Consider the following 15,273-nt stretch of genomic DNA (forward strand, 5'->3'; position numbering starts at 1 on the left):
GCATCAGCGTCCTGTTCGCCATGCTCCGCGACGGCACCTACTACCAACCCAGAACCCCCCGCCTCGCTTGACGAAAGACATAGAGGCACCCCCCCCGCGATCGCCCCCGCCGTCCGGACCAGCTCCGGCAAGGTGCCCGTGAACGTCGGCAGGAGCTGCACCAGCACCGCCCACGCCTCGGTGTTCGCCCCCAGTTCCGTGCGCACCAGCGGGCGCAGCGCCCCGGCCGCCTCCGGCAACCGCCGCGGGAACCCCCAGCGGCCCATGGCCAGGACGCGCAGGACATCGTGAGCCGGGCGGGTGCCGGTCGCGTACGCCGCGGGGCCGTCCACGACCCCCGCGTCACGCAGCCGGTTGGTGAACTTGCGGTGCGTGCCGAACTGCGTGCGCAGCGCCGGCGGGCAGTCGGGGCGGACCGCCAGCGCCCAGCGGGCGTAGCCGGGCAGCGGCTGCTCGAGGTCGGCCGCGGCGACCGACGCCCACTCGTCCCGCCCCACCATCCGCGCGGCGGCGCGGCCGGCGGACATGCCCGTGACCGCACGCAGCGCGGCGACCAGCGCCTCCGGACCGGACGGCAGGGCGAGCTCCGGCGCCGGATACCCCGAGAGGTCCTCCGGAACCTCCAGACGACCGGAGCGATCCGGCCCGTACGGAATGCCCTTGAGGATGTCGTACCGCACCCGCTCGTCGGTGCGCCAGTGGTGGTACACCGCCACGTTGACCTCGGGATCGTCCTCCTGGAGCATCCACCAGAGCACCGACGTGGGCATGTCGTTGAACCAACGGCCCCAGCTCCACACCGAGTGCTCCGGTGGCCTCGCGGCCGTCTCCGGATCCTCCTCCGGGACCCCCGTCCGGCTCCGCGCACGCGCGGCGAGCGCCGGGTCCACGAGACCCAGCAGGAAGCCCAGTTCGCCGGCGGACACCGCCTCGTTCAGCATGCCGCGATCTTCTCACCGGCCACCGACAGCGGGCGACTCAGATTCCGCGGCGCAGCACCTCGTCCAGGACCGCCGACCACGCGCGGACGATGCCCGCGCGGCGGCCGCTGTCGTCGCTGAGCAGGTTCGCCAGCCCCAGGCCGCGTGCCATGTCGAGGGTGGCCTGTACGGTCTCCCTGACCCCGGCCACCGCCTCGTCCGCGTCGAGCACCTCCACGGCGAGCCGGTGCGCCTCCCGCCCGATGCGCGCCTCCAGCGCCGTGACCCGGGGCCGCAGTTGCTCCTCGTTGGCGGCCGCCACCCACAGGTGGAGCGCCGCCCGGAAGATCGGTCCCGTGTAGAGGTCGACGACCATGCCGACCACGGCGTGCGTGCGGTGCACGCCCTCGCCGGGGAGGGCGTGCGCGTGCTCCCGCAGGGCCACCAGCCACTGCTCGGCGACGAACTCGATCGCCCCGGTGAACAGGTCCTCGCGGGTGGGGAAGTGGTGCTGGGCCGCGCCCCGCGACACCCCCGCCCGCTCCGCGACCACCGTCACCGTGCTGCCCGCCCAGCCGTGTTCGGCCAGGCAGGCGACGGCCGCCTCCAGCAGCCGCTGCCGGGTGGCGCGGCTGCGGTCCTGCTTGGGCGTACGGGTGCCGGCGCTCACAGCGCCCATGGCGCGGCCCGCCGTTCGAGGAACGCGCGCATCCCCTCCGCCGCCTCGGGCGAACCGAACAGCCGGGCCGACCGCTCGGTGAGCGCCGTCGCGTCCCGGTCGAAGACGCGCAGCACCGCCGCGGTCGTCAGCGCCTTGGACTCGGCGAGCCCCTGCGGCGACGCGGCGCGCAGCCCCGCGAGGATGCCCTCCAGGGCCTCCTCCGGTGCGGCGACCAGGCCGGTGCGCACGGCCTCGGCGGTGTCGAAGACCTCGCCCGTCAGGTAGTGGCGGGCGGCGGCCCTGGCGTCCATGCGCGGCAGCACCGTCAGCGAGATGACGGCCGGGGCGAGGCCGAGCCGCGCCTCGGTGAAGGCGAAGCTCGCCCCCGGACCCGCCACCGGGATGTCACAGGCCGCGAGCAGCCCGAGGCCGCCGGCGCGCACATGGCCCGTCACGTGCGCCACGACCGGCTTGGGCAGTTCCACGACCGCCCGCAGCAGGGCCACGAGCCGCCCCGGCCCCTCCGGCGACGCCGCCTCCTTCAGGTCCGCACCCGCGCAGAAGGTGCCGCCGGTGTGCGTGAGCAGCACCGCCCGCGTGGCCGGGTCCTTGGCGGCCCGGGCCAGCGCGTCGGACAGCTCGTCGACCATGCGTGCGGAGAGCGCGTTGCGGTTGTGCGGGGAGTCCAGCGTCAGCGTGGTGATCCCCCGGTCGTGCGCGCTCCGTACGAAGGGTGCCGCGGCGTCGCCGGTCATCAGGCCGTTCCCCTTTCCCGGTCGCGCAGTTCACGCCGGAGGATCTTGCCGCTGGCGGCCCTCGGTATGGCGTCGGTGAACTCCACCCGGCGCACCTTCTTGTACGGCGCGACCTGCGCCGCCACGTGCGCGATCACCTCGTCCGCGGTGAGCGCCGCGCCCGGCTGCGGCACCACGTACGCCTTCGGGACCTCGTTGCCGTCCTCGTCCACCACCCCGATGACCGCGGCGTCGGCCACCCGCGGGTCGGTGAGCAGCACGGCCTCCAGCTCCGCGGGCGGCACCTGGTAGCCCTTGTACTTGATCAGCTCCTTGACGCGGTCGACGACGTGCAGCCACCCGCCGGCGTCCACCCGGCCGACGTCGCCGGTGTGCAGCCACCCCTCGTCGTCGATCATGGCGGCGGTCTCCTCGGGCCGCCCCAGGTAGCCCTTCATGACCTGCGGACCACGGATGTGGATCTCCCCGGAGCCGTCGTCGCCGTCCTCGTCGTCGAGCGGCACGATGCGCATCTCCGTGCCGGGCAGCAGCTTGCCGACCGCGCCGGGCGGCGCGTCGCGCGCGTCCAGCGGCACCACATGGGTGCCCGGGGAGAGTTCGGTCATCCCGTACGCCTGAAGGATCGGCGGCAGTCCCAGCCGCTTCGAGCAGGCCCGGGCCAGCTCCGCGTCGAGCGGGGCCGCCGAGCACAGCACGTACTCCAGCGAGCTGAGGTCGTGCGCGGTGACCGCCGGGTGCTTGGCGAGCGCCAGCACGATCGGCGGGGCCACGAACAGCCCCTGCACCCGGTGGGTCGCCACCGCCTTCAGGAACTGCTCCAGGTCGAAGCGCGGCAGCACCACGACCGTGGCGCCCTTGCGCAGCGGGGCGTTCATGAGCGCGGTGAGCCCGTAGATGTGGAAGAACGGGAGCACGGCCAGGATGCGGTGCCCCGGTCCCATCGACAGGGTCGGGTCCAGCTGGGCCAGGTTGGTGGCGATGTTGCGGTGGGTCAGCATCACGCCCTTGGGCACGCCGGTGGTGCCCGAGGAGTAGGGCAGCGCGGCCACGTCCTCGCCCGGGTCGAACGCGATGTCCGGCTCGGGGGCCGTGGAGCCCAGCAGGTCGAGGACCGAGCGGTGACCCTCGGCGCTGTCGCAGACCAGGATCTCCTTGACGCCGCCCACCTGGTCGGCTGCCTTGCGGGCGGTCTCCAGCAGGGGTGAGACGGTGACGATCCACGAGGCGCCGCTGTCCCGCAGCTGCCGCGCGAACTCCTCGGCGGTGGCGAGCGGATGCACCGTGGTGACGGCCGCGCCGGCGCGCGTGGCGCCGTAGAAGACCGGCGGGTAGGCGATGGTGTTCGGACTGTGCAGGGCGAGGACGTCACCCTTGCGCAGCCCCGACTCCGCCAGTGCCGCCGCGATGCGACGGGTGAAGGCGTCGAGCTGCGCATAGGTGAGCGTCGTGCCCTCCACCCCGTCCACGAGTGCGGGCCGGTCGCCGAACTCGGCGGCGTGGCCCAGCACTGCCTCGTGGATCGGCAGGTCGATGGCGGGAACCGCGGGGTACTCGCTGTGGAACACGGCCGGCTCTGCCATGGCCGTTCCCCCCTCCTGGGTAGGACGTGCTCAGTAGGACTTGGGCAGACCCAGCGTGTGGTGCGAGACGTAGTTGAGAATCATCTCCCGGCTGACCGGCGCGATGCGACCCACGCGCGAGGCCGTGAGGAGGGAGGCCAGCCCGTACTCGGCCGTCAGCCCGTTGCCGCCCAGGGTGTGCACGGCCTGGTCGACGGCCTTCGCGCCGGCCTCGGCCGCCGCGTACTTCGCCATGTTGGCGGCCTCGCCCGCCGCCGTGTCGTCCCCCGCGTCGTACAGGAACGCGGCCTTCTGCATCATCAGCCGGGCCAGTTCCAGTTCGATGTGGGCCTGTGCCAGCGGGTGGGCGATGGCCTGGTGCGAGCCGATCGGGGCGTTCCACACCTGCCGCGTGCGGGCGTAGTCCACGGCCGCCGAGAGGGCGAAGCGGCCCATGCCGATCGAGAAGGCGGCCGTCATGACGCGCTCGGGGTTGAGGCCCGCGAACAGCTGCAGCAGCCCCGCGTCCTCGTCGCCGACCAGGGCGTCCGCGGGCAGCCGCACGTCGTCCATGTAGAGGTGGAACTGCTTCTCCGGCGCCGACAGTTCCATGTCGATCGGCCGGAACTCGAAGCCGGGCGTCTCCCGCTCCACGACGAACAGGCACGGCTTGAGCCTGCCCGTGCGTGCGTCCTCGGTGCGGCCCACGACGAGCGTCGCGTCGGCGATGTCGACGCCGGAGACGAAGACCTTGCGGCCCGTGAGCAGCCAGTCCGAGCCGTCCCGGCGGGCCGTGGTCGTCAGCCGGTGCGAGTTGGAGCCGGCGTCCGGCTCCGTGATGCCGAACGCCATGCGCAGGGAGCCGTCCGCCAGGCCGGGCAGCCAGCGGCGCTTCTGCTCCCCGGTGCCGAATCGCGCGATGACCGTGCCGCAGATCGCGGGGGAGACGATGAGCAGCAGCAGCGGGCAGCCCGCGGCGCCCAGTTCCTCCAGCACGATGGAGAGCTCGGCCAGGCCGCCGCCCCCGCCGCCGTGCTCCTCCGGCAGGTTGACGCCGAGGTAGCCCAGCGCCCCGGCCTCCTGCCACAGCTTGTCGGTGTGCCGGCCCTCGCGCACGGCGTCGAGGAAGTAGGAACGCCCGTAGCGGCGGCCCAGGTCGGAGACGGCCTTGCGCAGCGCGCGGCGCTCCTCGCTCTCCAGCAGGACGTTGTCGAAGGTGCCGGTCGGTCCGTTCCCGGCGGGCGTGGCGCTCATGGGGAGTCCTCCTCCTGGACGACGGCGAGTACGGTGCCGACGTCGACCTGGCGGCCGGCCTCGGCGTGCAGTGCGGTGAGCACACCGTCCGCCGGGGCGGCGACGCGGTGCTCCATCTTCATGGCCTCCAGCCACAGCAGCGGCTGCCCGGCCGTCACCTTGTCGCCGACGGCGACCTCCGCGACGCGGACCACCGTCCCCGGCATCGGGGCCAGCAGCGAGCCCGGCGCGAGCTGCGCGACCGGGTCGGGGAAGCGCGGCAGCGCGGTGAAGCGGTGGGAGCCGGGGGCGAGCCCGCTGCCGGAGGCGGGGGGCACGTCGACGTACACCTCGTCCCCGTGGACCGCGACGTCGAAGGCGCGGCGCACTCCGGCCACCTCCAGCACGACCCGCTCCGGCGTCCGCTCCAGCAGGCGGACGTCCGGGTGGCCCTCGGCGGTCAGGCCGTCGCGGCCGAGCCGGTAGCGGACCTCGTGCTCCGCGCCCGCGGGCTCGGCGCGGTAGGTCTTGGACTGCGGCGCCGACGGCAGGTTGCGCCAGCCGCCCAGCGGGTGGCGGCCGCAGGCGTCGGCGAGAGCGGCCGCCAGGGCCGCCAGCCGCGCCGCGCCCTCGCCCCCGTCGGGGGCCGGGCCCAGACGTCCCAGGAAGGCCGTGGACACCCCTCCGGCGGCGAAGTCCGGGTCGCGCAGCACCCGTACGAGCAGGTCGCGGTTGGTCACCGGGCCGTGCACCCGGGCCCGCTCCAGGGCGCCGGCGAGCAGCCGCAGCGCCTGCGGGCGGGTGGGGGCGTGGGCGACGACCTTGGCGAGCATCGCGTCGTAGTGCACCCCGATCCGGTCGCCGTCCCCGAAGCCCGCGTCCACCCGCAGCCCCGGCGCCGGCGGCACCTGGAAGCGGTGCAGGACCCCGGTCTGCGGCTGCCAGTCGCGGGCCGGGTCCTCGGCGTACAGCCGGGCCTCGACCGCGTGCCCGGACGGCACCGGGGGAGCGGCCGGGAGCCGCCCGCCCTCGGCGACGTCCAGTTGCAGCGCGACGAGGTCCACCGCGAAGACGCACTCGGTCACCGGGTGCTCCACCTGGAGGCGGGTGTTCATCTCCAGGAAGTACGGCCGGCCGTCCGGCGACACCAGGAACTCCACGGTCCCCGCGCCGACGTAGCCGATGGCCCGCGCCGCCGCCTCCGCCGCCTCGTGCAGCGTCCGGCGCAACTCGTCGCCGACGCCAGGCGCCGGGGTCTCCTCGATCACCTTCTGGTGCCGGCGCTGCACCGAGCAGTCGCGCTCGCCGAGCGTCCACACGGTGCCGTGGGTGTCCGCCAGCACCTGCACCTCGATGTGCCGGCCGTCCTCGACGTACGGCTCCAGGAACACCTCGCCGTCCCCGAAGGCGGACAGCGCCTCCGCACGGGCGGCGGCCAGTTCCCGCTCCAGCGCGGCCGCGTCCCGGACGACGCGCATGCCGCGGCCGCCGCCGCCCGCCGCCGCCTTCACCAGCAGGGGCAGGTCGTCCGGCCCGGCCTCCAGGACGGGGACGCCGGCCTCGGCCATCAGCCGCTTCGCGCGGATCTTGGAGCCCATCGCCTCGATGGCCTCCGGCGAGGGCCCGATCCAGGTCAGGCCCGCCGCGATGACGTCCCTGGCGAACCCGGCGTTCTCCGACAGGAATCCGTAGCCGGGGTGGACGGCGTCCGCGCCCGCCGCGAGGGCGGCCTTCACGATGAGGTCGCCGCGCAGATAGGTGTCGGCGGGCGCGTCCCCCGGCAGCCGCACGGCGGCGTCCGCCTCCCGTACGTGCGGGGCGGCGGCGTCCGCGTCCGAGTGGACGGCGACCGTGGCGATGCCCAGGTCGCGGCAGGTGCGGAAGACACGGCGGGCGATCTCGCCGCGATTGGCCACCAGCACTGATGCGATCACGGTCAGGTGCTCCTCACATCCGGAAGACGCCGAAGCCGCCGCGGGCGCCCTCGACCGGTGCGCTGTGGACCGCCGACAGGCACAGGCCGAGCACCGTGCGGGTGTCGCGCGGGTCGATCACCCCGTCGTCGTACAGCCGCCCCGACAGGAACATCGGCAGGGACTCGGACTCGATCTGCTGCTCCACCATCGCCCGCAGCCCGGCGGCGGCCTCCTCGTCGAAGGGCAGGCCCCGGGCGGCCGCCGACTGCCGCGCCACGATGGACAGCACGCCCGCGAGCTGCGCGGGCCCCATGACGGCCGACTTGGCGCTGGGCCAGGCGAACAGGAAGCGCGGGTCGTACGCCCGGCCGCACATGCCGTAGTGCCCGGCACCGTAACTCGCGCCCATGAGGACCGAGATGTGCGGCACCCGCGAGTTGGACACCGCGTTGATCATCATGGCGCCGTGCTTGATGATGCCGCCCTGCTCGTACTCGCGCCCCACCATGTAACCGGTGGTGTTGTGCAGGAACAGCAGCGGGACGTCACGCTGGTTGGCGAGCTGGATGAACTGCGCCGCCTTCTGCGACTCGGCGCTGAACAGCACGCCCTGGGCGTTGGCCAGGATCCCGACGGGATAGCCGTGCACCTGCGCCCAGCCGGTGGCCAGGCTCGGCCCGTACAGCGGCTTGAACTCGTCGAACTCCGAACCGTCCACGACCCGCGCGATGACGTCCCTCGGGTCGAAGGGCGTCTTCAGGTCGGCGGGGACGATGTCCAGGAGTCCGTCCTCGTCGTGGCGCGGCGGCTCGTATGCGGCGGCCGGGGCGGGGCCCTGCTTGCGCCAGTTGAGGCGTGCCACCACCCGCCGGGCGGTGCGCAGCGCGCCGGGCTCGTCCGGCGCGAAGTAGTCCGCGAGCCCGGAGACCCGCGCGTGCATGTCGGCGCCGCCGAGCGACTCGTCGTCGCTCTCCTCGCCGGTGGCCATCTTCACCAGCGGCGGGCCGCCGAGGAACACCTTGGAGCGCTCCTTGACCATGATCACGTGGTCGGACATCCCGGGGACGTACGCGCCGCCGGCCGTCGAGTTGCCGAACACGACGGCGACGGTGGGGATGCCGGCCGCCGACAGCCGGGTCAGGTCGCGGAAGAGCGCGCCGCCCGGGATGAAGATCTCCTTCTGGCTGGGCAGGTCCGCGCCGCCCGACTCCACGAGGTTGACCAGCGGGAGCCGGTTGGTGAGCGCGATCTCGTTGGCCCGCAGGGCCTTCTTGAGCGTCCACGGGTTGCTCGCCCCGCCCCGCACCGTGGGGTCGTTGGCGGTGATCACGCATTCGGTGCCCTCGATCACGCCGATGCCGGTCACCAGCGACGCGCCCACCGGGTAGTCGCTGCCCCAGGCCGCGAGCGGCGACAGCTCCAGGAACGGGCTGTCCTGGTCCAGCAGCAGTTCCACCCGCTCGCGCGCGGTCAGCTTCCCGCGCGACCGGTGCCGGTCCACGTACTTGGGGCCGCCGCCGGCGAGCGCCTTCTCGTGCTCTGCCGACAGTTCGGCCAGGCGCTCCAGCATGGTCGTGCGGTTCTCGGTGTTCACGCCGTTCCTCCCTGGCCCGGTGCGCGCCCCGCACCCGGCGGTCCGGCGAACGCCTGGGCGATGTCCAGCCAGCGGTCGGCGTCCGCGCCCTCGGCGCGCACGGCCAGGTCGGCACGGTGCCGGCGGCGGGTCGCCAGCAGGCACAGGTCGAGCGCCGGGCCCGTGACGCGCTGCGCGGCGTCCTGCGGGCCGTACGCCCACAGCGTGCCGTCGGGGGCGGTCAGTTCCACCCGGAACTCCCCGGCGGGCGGCGTCAGCCCGTTGACGGCGTACGCGTAGTCGCGGGCCCGTACGGCGATCCGCGCCACGTGCCGCAGGCGTGCGCTCGGCGTACGCCGTAGGCCGAGGGCGTCCGCGACGTCCTCGCCGTGCGCCCAGCTCTCCATGAGCCGGGCCGAGGCCATGGAGGCGGCGCTCATCGGCGGCCCGAACCACGGGAACCGCGTCCCGGGCGGCTGCGCCCGCAGCGCGGCCTGCAGTTCCGCCCGCCCCGAGCGCCACCGCGCGAGCAGTTCGGCGGGCGGGAGCGCCGCCCCCTCCGCGGCGCCGTCGTCGACGAAGGTGCCGATCGCGGCGGCGGCCTTCTCCACCACGGAGCCGAAGCCCTCCGGATCGGTGACCGCCAGCACGGACTGCCGGTCGGTCCAGGCCAGATGGGCGATCTGGTGCGCCACCGTCCAGCCCGGGGCGGGCGTCGGCGTCGCCCAGGCGTCCTGCGGGAGCGGCGCGACCAGGGCGTCCAGGCCCTCGCTCTCGTCCCGAAGGTCGTCCAGTACGGGTGTGGGGTCGGACAAGGGTCCCCCTGAATGACGCAGCGTCAGCGAAGCCGTGCGCGTCACAGGCTGGCACCGCGACCGGAAACAATCAAGCGTGCTTGCATGATTTTTCGCACGGGGCCGGGCGGCAAGCCGTCGACCGCCTGGTTGACTGCTCCGGGCCGCCCCGCAGACCCCGGGACGGCGCCCGACGGCCCACCGACCTCAGCCCGGCGCACGCTTAAGCGCCGCCGCCGGACCAGCACACGTGGGGAGCGGGAAAACCGGTGACTCACGACCTCCGCCCTGGCACGCTCGTGGCATGGAAGGCGTCGTGGTCCGCCCGGCGCGTCCGGAGGAACTGCCGTTCCTGGACGCGCTGGTGCTGCGGTCGAAGTCGCACTGGGTGGGCGGTCGCGTGGCGGACGTCCCCGATGTGACGCCGAGGCTCCAGGCGACGGACATCGCCGCACGGCACGTCACGGTCGCCGCGAGGGGCGGGGTGCCCATCGGCTTCTACACCCTCAACGAGCACGCGGACTACCTGGGGATCGGGCTGTTGTTCGTCGACCGCCCGTTCATCGGCACCGGGGTCGGGCGCCTGCTGTGGGACGACCTGGTACGGCGGGCGGTCGCGCTGGAGGCGCGTCTGCTCGGGGTCGGTGCGGACCCGCGGGCCGAGGGGTTCTACCTGCGGATGGGCATGGTGAGCCGGCACGGGTTCGAGCACGACGGGGAGCGCCTGATCTGGATGGTGGCGGACGTCGCCATGGTGGCGGGCTGACCGCCCCGCGACGGTGGGCGCCTCCAGGGAGGCGCCCACCGTGCGGACGGGCCGGTCAGGCGCGGGCGGCCCGCCGGGCCAGCAGCGCGTCCCTGCGCTCCTCGAACTTGCGGGCCTGGCTGTCCAGTTCGCCCATGAAGAAGCCCAGCTCCTCCTGTGCCTTCAGGCCCTCGGCGCCCAGCCCCGGCGTCTCCAGCACCTTCAGGTGCCGCAGCACGGGCTGGAGCACGTCGTCGTGGTGGATGCGGAGGTTGTAGATGCCACCGATGGCGATCCGCGCCGCGGAGCGCTCGAATCCGGGCATTCCGTGCCCTGGCATCCGGAAGCCGACGACCACGTCGCGGATGGCCTGCATCGTCTGGTCCGGCGCCATTTGCAGCGCCGCCGCCAGCAGGTTGCGGTAGAAGACCATGTGCAGGTTCTCGTCGGTCGCGATCCGCGCCAGCATGCGCTCGCACAACGGGTCGCCGGACTCGCGGCCGGTGTTGCGGTGCGAGATGCGGGTGGCCAGTTCCTGGAAGGCCACGTACGCCACCGAGTGCAGCATGCTGTGGGCGTTGTCGGACTCGAAGCCGTCCGACATGTGACGCATCCGCAGCCGCTCCAGCTCCACCGGGTCCACGGCCCGCGTGGTGAGCAGGTAGTCGCGCATGACGATGGCGTGCCGGCCCTCCTCCGCGGTCCAGCGGTGGACCCAGGTGCCCCACGCGCCGTCCCGGCCGAAGAGGGTGGCGATCTCGTGGTGGTAGCTGGGAAGGTTGTCCTCCGTGAGGAGGTTGACCACCAGCGATATCCGGCCGATCTCGGTGACCTTCGACTGCTCGGGCGCCCAGGCCTCGCCGCCCATCAGCCCGTCGAAGTCACGCCCCTGGCTCCACGGAACGTACTCGTGGGGCATCCACTCCTTGGCCGCCGTCAGGTGACGGTTGATCTCGGTCTCGACGACCTCTTCCAAGGCGTACAGCAGCCTGGTGTCGCTCCATGCTTCCGATCCGGTGCTCTGGGACGGGGCAATGGTCACGCTGGGCTCCTGAGGGCTCGCTGAGGGTGCCTACGGAATCGTAAGTTACGAAACCGTAGGTTAGGTGCCACTCAAAAGGCAACCCGCCGTCAGACGTACGGCTCCCGCAGGCGGACGGACAGGCAGGTCACACATCCCTCGAGCTTCTCGAACTCGCCGATGTCCACCAAAACGGGCTCATATCCCATGCCGGCCAGGAGTTCCGCGGTGCGCGGCGCGCTCGCCGCCATCAGCAGCCGGCCGCCGCCGAGCAGCACCACGTGCGCGCCCGGCTCCTCCGGAACCGGAAGGAACCGGGAGAAAGCCGACGGGTCGTCAACCAGCGGCGGGTACCCGATGACCGTGCCGTCGGGCAGCGCCGTCACCGCGGACTTCAGGTGCAGCACCTTGGTGACGGGTACGGCCACCACCCGCGCTCCCAGGGGCTCGAACGCCGACCGCAGTTGCCGCACCCCCTCGGCGTCGGTCCGCCCGCCCCGCCCCACGTACACGGTGTCGCCGGACTTGAGCACGTCCCCGCCGTCCAGCGTGCCCGGCGCGCGCACCCGCTCGACCCGGAGCCCCAGCGCCGTGACCGCCTCCTCTGCCCCGGCCGTCTCCGGGCGCCGGGAGGGGGCACCGGAGCGGGCCAGCAGCGCGACGCCGCGGAAGACGACCACCGCGTCCTCCACGAAGACGGCGTCCGGGCAGTCGTCGGCCGCCGGCACCTCCACCGTCTGCCAGCCGTCGGCGCGCAGCGCCGCCACGTACCCCTCCCACTGGCGCACGGCGAGCCCGGGGTCGACGGGGGAGCGCGCGAGGTGGGTCACCAGCCCTTCGGCGAGCCGCGGGCCGGGAGGGCGGACGAGGGCCTTCCTGTTCGGCACGGTACGTTCCCTCCCTGGACGGGGCGGCCCCCGGCCGCACCGGGCGGTGCGCAGCGGCCGCGGTGGGGCCGGGCCGCGGGGCGGGGGCCTGCGGGGCGATAGCATCAGCAGCCTGATGAGTGCCACTCTTGTCGTCAAGGATCTCGCCGCAGGCCACGGAGACCGCGTCCTGTTCTCCGGACTCGACCTCGTCGTCGCCCCCGGCGACGTCATCGGTCTGGTCGGGGCCAACGGTGCCGGGAAGTCGACGCTGCTGCGCCTGCTCGCGGGCCTGAGCGCGCCCGAGCAGGGGCAGCTGCGGCTCAGCCCGCCCACCGCGACCGTCGGCCACCTCCCCCAGGAACCCGATCGCCGCCCGGGCGAGACCGTACGGGCCTTCCTCGCCCGGCGCACCGGAGTGGCCGCCGCCCAGGCCGCGCTCGACACGGCCACCCAGGCGCTGGTCGACGGGACGCCCGGCGCGGACGACGCCTACAACGACGGCCTGGAGCGCTGGCTCGCCCTCGGCGGCGCGGACATCGACGAACGGGCCGAGGAGGTGGGCGAGGCGCTCGGCCTCGGCGTCGGCCTCGACACGCCCATGACGGCCCTTTCCGGCGGGCAGGCCGCCCGCGCGGGCCTGGCGTCGCTGCTGCTGAGCCGCTACGACGTCTTCCTGCTGGACGAGCCCACCAACGACCTCGACCTGGACGGCCTGGAGCGCCTGGAGACCTTCGTCAGGGGCCTCAAGGCGGGCACCGTCCTGGTCAGCCACGACCGCGAGTTCCTGACCCGCACCGTCAACCGCGTCGTCGAACTCGACCTCGCCCAGCAGGAGGTCAACACCTACGGCGGCGGCTACGCCTCCTACCTGGAGGAGCGCGAGACCGCCCGGCGGCACGCCCGCGAGGCCTACGAGGACTACGCCGACACCAAGGCGGGCCTGGAGTCCCGTGCCCGCATGCAGCGCAACTGGATGGAGCACGGCGTCCGCAACGCCCGCCGCAAGGCGACCGACAACGACAAGATCGGCCGCAAGCTGCGCTCGGAGTCCACGGAGAAGCAGGCCGCCAAGGCCCGGCAGACCCAGCGCATGATCGAACGGCTCGACGTCGTCGAGGAGCCCCGCAAGGAGTGGGAGCTGCGCATGGAGATCGCCGCCGCGCCCCGCGCGGGCGCGGTCGTCGCCACGCTGCGCGGCGCGGAGGTCCGCCGCGGCCCGGAGTTCAGCCTCGGGCCGGTCGACCTGCAGGTCGACTGGGCGGACCGGGTCGCCATCACCGGCGCCAACGGCTCCGGCAAGTCGACCCTCCTGGCCGCCCTCCTGGGCCGGGTGCCCCTCGACGCGGGCGCGTCCCACCTCGGCCCCGGCGTCGTCGTCGGCGAGGTCGACCAGGCCCGCAAGCTGTTCCACGGCGGCGAGTCGCTGATGGACGCCTTCGGCGCCGAGGTCCCGGACACGGCCCCCGCCGACGTGCGCACGCTGCTGGCCAAGTTCGGCCTCAAGGCCGCCCACGTACTGCGTCCCGCCGCCACCCTCTCCCCCGGGGAGCGCACCCGGGCCGCCCTCGCCCTCCTGCAGGGCCGCGGCGTCAACCTCCTCGTCCTGGACGAGCCCACCAACCACCTCGACCTGCCCGCCATCGAGCAGCTGGAGTCGGCGCTCGCCTCCTACGACGGCACCCTGCTGCTGGTCACCCACGACCGCCGCATGCTGGAGGCCGTGCGCACCACCCGCCGCATCCGGGTCGACGCCGGCCGCGTCACCGAGCACTGACGCCGGGCGGCGGTCGCGGTCGCGCCCGGAGCCCCCTCCCGTGGGAAGATCGGCAACGTGACCGGGGTTGAATGGACGACCTGTGGTCAGTCCACGCCCGAACGAGGAGAGACAACGACGTGAGCATCTACGACATCCCGCTGCGCACCCTCACCGGGGAGCCCGCCTCCCTCGGCGACCACCGGGGCAAGGCCCTGCTGATCGTCAACGTGGCCTCCAAGTGCGGTCTGACCCCGCAGTACGAGGGCCTGGAGCGGCTGCAGAAGCGGTATGCCGACCGCGGGTTCACCGTCCTGGGCGTCCCCAGCAACCAGTTCGCGGGCCAGGAGCCGGGCACGGCCGAGGAGATCGCGACCTTCTGCTCCGCGACCTACGGCGTGAGCTTCCCGCTCTTCGAGAAGTCCGACGTCAACGGTGACGACCGGCACCCGCTGTACGCGGCGCTGACCGAGACCGCCGACGCCGAGGGCCAGGCGGGCGACGTGCAGTGGAACTTCGAGAAGTTCCTCGTCGCCGCCGACGGCCGGGTGGTGGGCCGCTTCCGCCCCCGCACCGAGCCCGAGGCCGACGAGGTCGTCGCCGCCATCGAGGCGCACCTCCCCGCTTGAGCCTGCGCGCGGTACTGACCCGCCTCGCCGTGCCGGCCGTCGTGGCCGGCACGGCGGCAGCGGTGCCCTGGGCACCGCCCGCGCTGCCGGACCGGATGCCGGACACCGGCGGCGGCACCCAACTGATCACCGCCGTCGCCGCCTCCCCGGGGGCCACCACCGGGACCCTGACCTGGTGGGACCGCCGCGACGGCCGCTGGGCCGCCGCGGGATCCGCGGCCGCCCGCTTCGGCGGGGGCGGCCTCGTCGAGGGCGGGAAGCGGGTGCAGGACACCTCGACCACCCCGACCGGCCTGTACGACCTGCCGTTCGCGTTCGGCACCGAACCGGCGCCTCCCGGCACGACGACCCGGTACCTGCCGGTCGCCGAGGACTCCTGGTGGTGCCAGGACAACGCCTCGGACTCCTACAACCGCTGGGCCGAACCCCTGCCCGAGGACTGCGCCCCCGAGGAGTCCGAGCACCTCGCCGACTTCGGGAAGCAGTACGCGCACGCCCTCGTCATCGGCTTCAACTACCGCGCCCCGGTCCGCGGACGCGGCGCCGGGATCTTCCTCCACGTGAACGGCCGCGCCGCCACGGCCGGTTGCGTCTCCGTCCCGGCGGACGCCATGCGCCGCGTCCTGGCCTGGGCCGACCCGGACCGGCACCCCCACATCGCCATCGGCACCGAGTCGGGCGCGACCGCGGTCACGCGCTACTAGGCCGGTCGCCGGTCGCCGGTCGCCGGAGCGGCTCCGCGGCTCGGCTGTGCCCCCGTACCGCCGGCTGCCCGGACGATGCGGCCGCTCCCGGTCCGGCGGCCGGGGGAGCCGCGGCCCGGGGGACCCGCACGCGGGCCGTCA

General features: G+C 74.0%; 14 protein-coding genes. 4 read left to right on the plus strand and 10 right to left on the minus strand.

Translation table 11 applies throughout. From position 1 onward, the window contains the following. The 8 genes from ABZ479_RS37060 to ABZ479_RS37095 form a co-directional block, all read right to left on the minus strand. The coding region (locus ABZ479_RS37060; protein WP_500465661.1) for a hypothetical protein at nucleotides 1-941 on the minus strand (941 nt) is incomplete at its 3' end. Nucleotides 942-978: 37 nt separating this feature from the next. After that, nucleotides 979-1,599 carry a TetR/AcrR family transcriptional regulator gene (locus ABZ479_RS37065; RefSeq protein WP_500465662.1) on the minus strand — a complete coding sequence of 207 codons (621 nt, stop codon included), beginning with the start codon at nucleotides 1,597-1,599 and terminating at the stop codon, nucleotides 979-981. Then, nucleotides 1,587-2,336: an enoyl-CoA hydratase family protein gene (locus ABZ479_RS37070; protein ID WP_500465663.1), complete on the minus strand. Its 750-nt coding sequence runs from the start codon at nucleotides 2,334-2,336 to the stop codon at nucleotides 1,587-1,589. Before ABZ479_RS37070 ends, ABZ479_RS37065 begins: the two co-directional genes overlap by 13 nt. After that, nucleotides 2,336-3,916, minus strand: a complete 1,581-nt coding sequence (locus tag ABZ479_RS37075) for a 4-coumarate--CoA ligase family protein (protein WP_500465664.1) — start codon at nucleotides 3,914-3,916, stop codon at nucleotides 2,336-2,338. The genes ABZ479_RS37070 and ABZ479_RS37075 overlap by 1 nt, the downstream gene beginning before the upstream one ends. 30 nt (nucleotides 3,917-3,946) lie before the next feature. After that, nucleotides 3,947-5,149 carry an acyl-CoA dehydrogenase family protein gene (locus tag ABZ479_RS37080; RefSeq protein ID WP_500465665.1) on the minus strand — a complete coding sequence of 401 codons (1,203 nt, stop codon included), beginning with the start codon at nucleotides 5,147-5,149 and terminating at the stop codon, nucleotides 3,947-3,949. Next, complete coding sequence (locus ABZ479_RS37085) at nucleotides 5,146-7,062, minus strand: acetyl/propionyl/methylcrotonyl-CoA carboxylase subunit alpha (protein WP_500465666.1); 1,917 nt, start codon at nucleotides 7,060-7,062, stop codon at nucleotides 5,146-5,148. The genes ABZ479_RS37080 and ABZ479_RS37085 overlap by 4 nt, the downstream gene beginning before the upstream one ends. Before the next feature lie 13 nt (nucleotides 7,063-7,075). After that, nucleotides 7,076-8,614, minus strand: coding sequence for an acyl-CoA carboxylase subunit beta (locus tag ABZ479_RS37090; protein WP_500465694.1), 1,539 nt, complete (start codon nucleotides 8,612-8,614; stop codon nucleotides 7,076-7,078). A gap of 20 nt (nucleotides 8,615-8,634) precedes the next feature. Continuing rightward, nucleotides 8,635-9,432 (minus strand): TIGR03084 family metal-binding protein, encoded by a 798-nt coding sequence (locus tag ABZ479_RS37095; protein WP_500465667.1) that lies wholly within the window; start codon nucleotides 9,430-9,432, stop codon nucleotides 8,635-8,637. 283 nt (nucleotides 9,433-9,715) lie between these two features. On the opposite strand from ABZ479_RS37095, the gene ABZ479_RS37100 reads away from it, so the two are divergent. Then, nucleotides 9,716-10,177 (plus strand): GNAT family N-acetyltransferase, encoded by a 462-nt coding sequence (locus ABZ479_RS37100; protein WP_500465668.1) that lies wholly within the window; start codon nucleotides 9,716-9,718, stop codon nucleotides 10,175-10,177. A gap of 55 nt (nucleotides 10,178-10,232) precedes the next feature. On the opposite strand, the gene ABZ479_RS37105 is transcribed toward ABZ479_RS37100, so the two are convergent. Next, nucleotides 10,233-11,198 carry an acyl-ACP desaturase gene (locus tag ABZ479_RS37105; protein ID WP_500465669.1) on the minus strand — a complete coding sequence of 322 codons (966 nt, stop codon included), beginning with the start codon at nucleotides 11,196-11,198 and terminating at the stop codon, nucleotides 10,233-10,235. 89 nt (nucleotides 11,199-11,287) lie between these two features. Continuing rightward, on the minus strand, nucleotides 11,288-12,064 hold the full coding sequence (gene ddaH / locus ABZ479_RS37110) for a dimethylargininase (RefSeq protein WP_500465670.1): 777 nt from the start codon (nucleotides 12,062-12,064) through the stop codon (nucleotides 11,288-11,290). 115 nt (nucleotides 12,065-12,179) lie between these two features. Here ddaH and ABZ479_RS37115 point away from each other — a divergent pair, with 115 nt between their 5' ends. The 3 genes from ABZ479_RS37115 (at nucleotide 12,180) to ABZ479_RS37125 (ending at nucleotide 15,132) form a co-directional block, all read left to right on the plus strand. Continuing rightward, the gene (locus ABZ479_RS37115) at nucleotides 12,180-13,820 is read left to right on the plus strand and encodes an ABC-F family ATP-binding cassette domain-containing protein (protein ID WP_500465671.1); all 1,641 of its coding nucleotides are present in this window, start codon (nucleotides 12,180-12,182) and stop codon (nucleotides 13,818-13,820) included. A 119-nt stretch (nucleotides 13,821-13,939) separates the two neighbouring features. Beyond that, nucleotides 13,940-14,428, plus strand: coding sequence for a glutathione peroxidase (locus tag ABZ479_RS37120; protein WP_500465672.1), 489 nt, complete (start codon nucleotides 13,940-13,942; stop codon nucleotides 14,426-14,428). Further along, nucleotides 14,425-15,132: a L,D-transpeptidase family protein gene (locus ABZ479_RS37125; protein WP_500465673.1), complete on the plus strand. Its 708-nt coding sequence runs from the start codon at nucleotides 14,425-14,427 to the stop codon at nucleotides 15,130-15,132. The genes ABZ479_RS37120 and ABZ479_RS37125 overlap by 4 nt, the downstream gene beginning before the upstream one ends. The last annotated feature ends 141 nt before the right edge of the window (nucleotides 15,133-15,273 follow it).

Origin of the sequence: Streptomyces sp. NPDC005722 (assembly GCF_040630935.1) — a bacterium.
Taxonomy (GTDB): domain Bacteria; phylum Actinomycetota; class Actinomycetes; order Streptomycetales; family Streptomycetaceae; genus Actinacidiphila.